General features: G+C 33.7%; 6 protein-coding genes and 1 pseudogene. 4 read left to right on the top strand and 3 right to left on the bottom strand.

The window, feature by feature from the left end; translation table 11 throughout:
- A pseudogene (locus PND65_RS09505) lies at window positions 1-387 on the top strand (hypothetical protein); the annotation flags it as partial.
- A gap of 141 nt (window positions 388-528) precedes the next feature.
- Here the strand turns inward: PND65_RS09505 and PND65_RS09500 are convergent.
- The 3 genes from PND65_RS09500 to PND65_RS09490 are packed head-to-tail and all read right to left on the bottom strand — an operon-like array spanning window position 529 to window position 2,585.
- Window positions 529-1,461, bottom strand: coding sequence for a DNA polymerase III subunit delta (locus PND65_RS09500; RefSeq protein ID WP_271991841.1), 933 nt, complete (start codon window positions 1,459-1,461; stop codon window positions 529-531).
- Window positions 1,454-2,086, bottom strand: a complete 633-nt coding sequence (tmk, locus tag PND65_RS09495) for a dTMP kinase (RefSeq protein ID WP_015535728.1) — start codon at window positions 2,084-2,086, stop codon at window positions 1,454-1,456. Before tmk ends, PND65_RS09500 begins: the two co-directional genes overlap by 8 nt.
- Window positions 2,087-2,138: 52 nt before the next feature.
- Window positions 2,139-2,585: a MerR family transcriptional regulator gene (locus tag PND65_RS09490; protein WP_270461610.1), complete on the bottom strand. Its 447-nt coding sequence runs from the start codon at window positions 2,583-2,585 to the stop codon at window positions 2,139-2,141.
- Between the two features lie 126 nt (window positions 2,586-2,711).
- On the opposite strand from PND65_RS09490, the gene PND65_RS09485 reads away from it, so the two are divergent.
- The 3 genes from PND65_RS09485 to PND65_RS09475 are packed head-to-tail and all read left to right on the top strand — an operon-like array spanning window position 2,712 to window position 4,756.
- The gene (locus PND65_RS09485; protein WP_087321060.1) at window positions 2,712-3,191 is read left to right on the top strand and encodes a flavodoxin; all 480 of its coding nucleotides are present in this window, start codon (window positions 2,712-2,714) and stop codon (window positions 3,189-3,191) included.
- A 15-nt stretch (window positions 3,192-3,206) separates the two neighbouring features.
- A complete protein-coding gene (locus tag PND65_RS09480) occupies window positions 3,207-4,385 on the top strand; it encodes an iron-containing alcohol dehydrogenase (RefSeq protein WP_271991844.1) in 1,179 nt (392 codons plus the stop codon).
- Between the two features lie 5 nt (window positions 4,386-4,390).
- Window positions 4,391-4,756, top strand: coding sequence for a flavodoxin family protein (locus tag PND65_RS09475; protein ID WP_271991846.1), 366 nt, complete (start codon window positions 4,391-4,393; stop codon window positions 4,754-4,756).
- Window positions 4,757-4,815 lie beyond the last annotated feature (59 nt).

Below are 4,815 nucleotides of genomic sequence, written 5' to 3'. Positions count from 1 at the left end.
ATATTGAATGCCAATTTTAATACGATAAGGAATAAATATAAACAAGGCATACCCAAGCAGGTAGCACTGGTTATTGCTAGCATGGCAAAAGATGAAGAGTTGTATCAACAGATCAAGGAAGAAGAAAAGGAGGCAATCATCATGTGTGAATCATTAGACAGAATGCGAGAAGAATATGGAACAAAAAGATATCTTCAGGGAGAGGCAGATGGCCTGCAAAAAGGCAAAATTCAAGGTAAAACCGAAGGTATACAAATTGGAAAAGAAGATGGTATTTTAATGATTTTAACAAATTTATTAAAGAAAGGAATATCGGATTCTTATATTTTGGAAATCACCGGAGTTTCTTCTGAACTATTGATAAAAGCTAAACAATCATTGAATTAGAATGTTAAAGGGAAAGTCCATTATAGCTTTCCCTTTTCTATGTTCATCTAATTTATCTCTATACAAAACATTTGATATACAATCAAAATTATTTAAATCAAAAATCCTATACTAAAGAACTTAAAAGTATTAGTTGCTAATTTAAAGATTTAACAACTTTTTTATATCAAAATAAATTTTATCCAAAAACAAAGCTAAATCAACTGGCCTTCTTAAAATATCCATTGCTTCCACTAGAATCGTTTGTATTTTAACACGCTTTGCCAAAGATAAATTATTTCCATCTTTTTTTAATTCATATAAGACCCATTGGATCCATAATCGAATCCATTCTTTTTTCATTAAAGAACCTTTCGCAATAAACACTTCACTTTGTAAAGAAAAAATTTCATTTATAGAGCCCATATTCTTTACATAATCTTTGGCAGCTTGTCGAATAATAGAAAACTCCTCATATTCAAGAAGCTCGCAAGCTTTGTTGTAGGTATATCCACTATTGGCCAACATCTGTGCTGTGTCTTGATCACATTTTTCAATGAGTTTATTCACAATATCCATTCTTGAAGCAGGTCTAAAATGGATCCATTGACAACGCGATTGAATTGTTGGAAGAATATTGGATTTTTCATCCGCAATTAAGATACCAAAGATTCCCGGAGCTGGCTCTTCCAAAAATTTCAAAAGACTATTTGATGCATCAACAGTTGCATCATCAAATCCTTCTAAAACATAGATCCTGCGATCTTCTATTTCAGCACTTGTTGTTTCAAACAACTCTTGAATTTTTAAAACATCATTTTTCTTGATTCGATTCTTTGTACCATCGATCCATTTATAATCAATAGCTTCTCCATGCTCAATTCGCTTACATGCATCACATTCCTGACAGGCAAAACCATCTTCATCTTTGTGTTGACACACCAAACTTTGCGCAAACAATAAAGCCACTTCTTTTTTAGGAGCACTCTTATCTCCTTCAAATAAATATGCATGAGCCAAATGATCTTTTGTCAAAGCATTCGATAGTGTTTTATAAACGACAGGCTGTGTTTCCTTTAATAATTTCTTATTCATATTCATGAATCACTTTCATTACTTCATTTAAAGTATTCTTTACAACAACCTTTAATTCTGGTTCTGCATCAATGACGCAAATTCTTTCTGGATACATTTCAATTAATTTCGCATATCCTTCTCTAACTTTTTTATGAAAATCACTTTGTTCAAGATCTAAACGATTTTTATCTCCTCTTAGATCCATGCGTTTCTGTCCGGTTTCAATACTGACAGAAAGGAAAAAAGTTTTTATTGGCATACATCCATCAATCGCAAATTGATTAATATCATAGACTTCCTGCATACCTAAATCTCTTGCATATCCCTGATAAGCAAGACTTGAATCTACAAAACGATCACATAGTACAATTGATTTATTCTTTAATGCTGGTAAGACCCTGTCTTTTAAATGTTGTCTTCTGCTTGCAGCATACAATAAAGCTTCTGTTCTAGGATCCATACCTGTATTTTCGACATCCAATAATATATTACGAATTGATTCAGCTATTTTAGATCCTCCAGGCTCTCTTGTATATACAACATCATATCCTAGTTTCTTTAGTTCTTCACAAATAGCTTTACAAACCGTAGTCTTACCACTGCCATCGTTTCCTTCAAATGTTAAAAAGACTCCTTGTTTCATAAAATTCTTCTCCAATCATCCTGAATTATATCATATTTGCTTGATATTTTTCTTACATCGATTGTATATGATTTTTTATCTTTTTATATTCTTCCGGTAATTCTTCAACACTCAATGAACGAACTCTTTCTTCACTTTGATCCTGGATCGCCATTTCATAATACCAGCATTTATATTTTAATAAATCCAGCGTTTCTTGAAGTTCTTTCATTTGTCTTTCTACATCTTTTTTTCTCTCTTCAAACAACTGCAACCTTTCTTCAAGCGAATCATCTCCTCTTTTTGTCATATCTATATAAGAGCGAATTTCTTTGATCGATAAGCCTGATTTCTTCAAACACTCAATTATTTTGAGCCATTCATAGTCTTTATCACTAAACATACGAATTCCACTATTTGATCTTTCCACAAAAGGTAATAAACCTTCTTTATCATAATAACGTAATGTTGATGCCGAAACATTTAAAAAACGAGCCATTTCTCCAACCGTGTACAACATAATTTCCTCCTTTAAATTTTTTTAATTTTGTTATTGACTTAAAGTTAACTTTAAGTTGTATTCTTTACATGAACTTATTATATATGGTTCAAATAATAAACATCAATAGAATAGGAGGAAATATTTATGTCCAATATCTTAGTTGCTTATTTCAGTGCCAGTGGTACAACCGAAAAAGTAGCCCAAAAGTTGGCCAGCCAAATTCATGCAGATCTTTTTAAGATCCAACCAAAACAAGCGTACACACGTGCTGATCTTAATTGGAATGATTCACATTCAAGAAGTACATTGGAAATGAAAGATCCAAATTCAAGACCAGAAATATTAAATAAAGTAGAAAAGATGGAACAATACAATACTGTATTTGTTGGTTTTCCAATCTGGTGGTATAGAGAACCATCTATTATTGATACCTTTATTGAAAGCTATGATCTTACAAATAAAACAATCATTCCTTTTGCGACATCTGGAGGAAGCGGGATGGGAAAATCTTCTACGTATATCCAAAAATTAGCGCCTAAATCAAAAGTAACACAAGGCAAAAGATTGAGCTTCTCCATTACTGATGAAGAGTTGAATACATGGGCAAGTTCCATGATCAAATAAGAATAAGGATACAACATGTCAAATTATAATTTTTTCTGTCCAACAAGAGTTTTATTTGGACAAGGTTCATTAAATGAATTCCATAAACAACCAATGCCAGGTAAAAAAGCATTATTGGTTATTTCAAATGGTCAATCTACGATCAAAAATGGTTCTTTAGAAAGAGTAAAAAAAGAACTTGCTGCTGCAAATTGTGAATATGTTCTTTTCAATGAAGTAGCAGCTAACCCACTTAAATCAACAGTTGAAAAAGGTGCACAGGTAGCTCGTCAAGAAAACTGCGATTTCGTCGTTGCACTTGGTGGAGGAAGTGTAATGGATGCAGCTAAAGTTATGGCTATGTTCATTCCTCAACCATCCGATGATTTATGGGACTACGCTGGTGGAAAAACAGGTAAATTAAAACCATTGGATAAAGAACCTCTTCCTTGGATCGCAATCACAACATCAGCTGGAACAGGAAGTGAAGTGGATACAGCCGGTGTCATCACCAATCCAGATACAAATGAAAAAATTGGTGTAGGCGGTCCCGATTCTTTATTCGCTAAATTTGCGATCGTGGTTCCAGAATTAATGAAAACTGTTCCACCTAAATTTACAGCTTATCAAGGCTTTGATGCCTTATTCCATTCTCTTGAAGGATATATTTCATGTGTGCATAATCCAATGAGTGATCTAGTTCAAAGAACTGCTATTGAAAACATTGGTAAGTATTTGCCTAGAGCTGTTAAAGACGGTAATGATATGGAAGCAAGGGAAGCCGTTGCCTTTGCGAATACACTTTCCGGATATTCAATGATTACTAGTGCTTGTACTAGTGAACATTCCATGGAACATGCAATGAGTGCTTACCATCCAGAACTTCCTCATGGAGCTGGTTTGATCATGATTGCTAAAGAGTATTTTACTTTCTGGATCAATAAGCATGTATGCGATGATCGTTTTATTGATATGGCTCGTTTCTTAGGCAAACAAGAGGCTAATGATCCAATGGATTTCATCGATGCTTTAGTTAAACTTGAAGAAGATTGTGGTGTATCCGATTTGAAGATGTCTGATTATGGTATCAAAGAAGACGAATGCATGACCATGGCTGTTAATGCTAGAGAAACTATGGGTGGTTTATTCATGGCTGATCCTGCCAAAACAACTCATGAAGAGATTGCAGAAATCTATCGCCGAGCATATAAATAAAACATATGAAGATTCTATTATTATTTGGAAGTCCTAACCTCAATGGATCATCCAGGATTCTTGCCGATAATTTTATTCAAGGAGCTAAAGAAGCTGGACATTCTGTTTCTATGCTGGATATAGCTCATGCCAATATACACCCATGTACAGGATGTCTTCATTGTGGCTATGAAGGTCCTTGTATTCAAAAAGATGATATGAAACAGATTCGAAAACAAATACTTGATACAGACATGATCGTCTTTGTTAGTCCACTATATTATTATGGATTTTCTGCACAATTAAAAATTTTAATTGATAGATTCTGTTCGTTTAATACCAGCATTCATCAAAAACATTTAAAATCGGCCTTGTTGATTATTACGGAGTGAGAAGTCCACTCAATACGGCAAAATAAGTCCATGTATTACGGTGACGAAGTCCACTTGAT

Origin of the sequence: Faecalitalea cylindroides, from assembly GCF_028321995.1 — a bacterium.
GTDB classification, from domain to species: Bacteria; Bacillota_I; Bacilli_A; order Erysipelotrichales; family Erysipelotrichaceae; genus Faecalitalea; species Faecalitalea cylindroides.
This window is presented reverse-complemented; position numbering and strand designations above follow the sequence as displayed.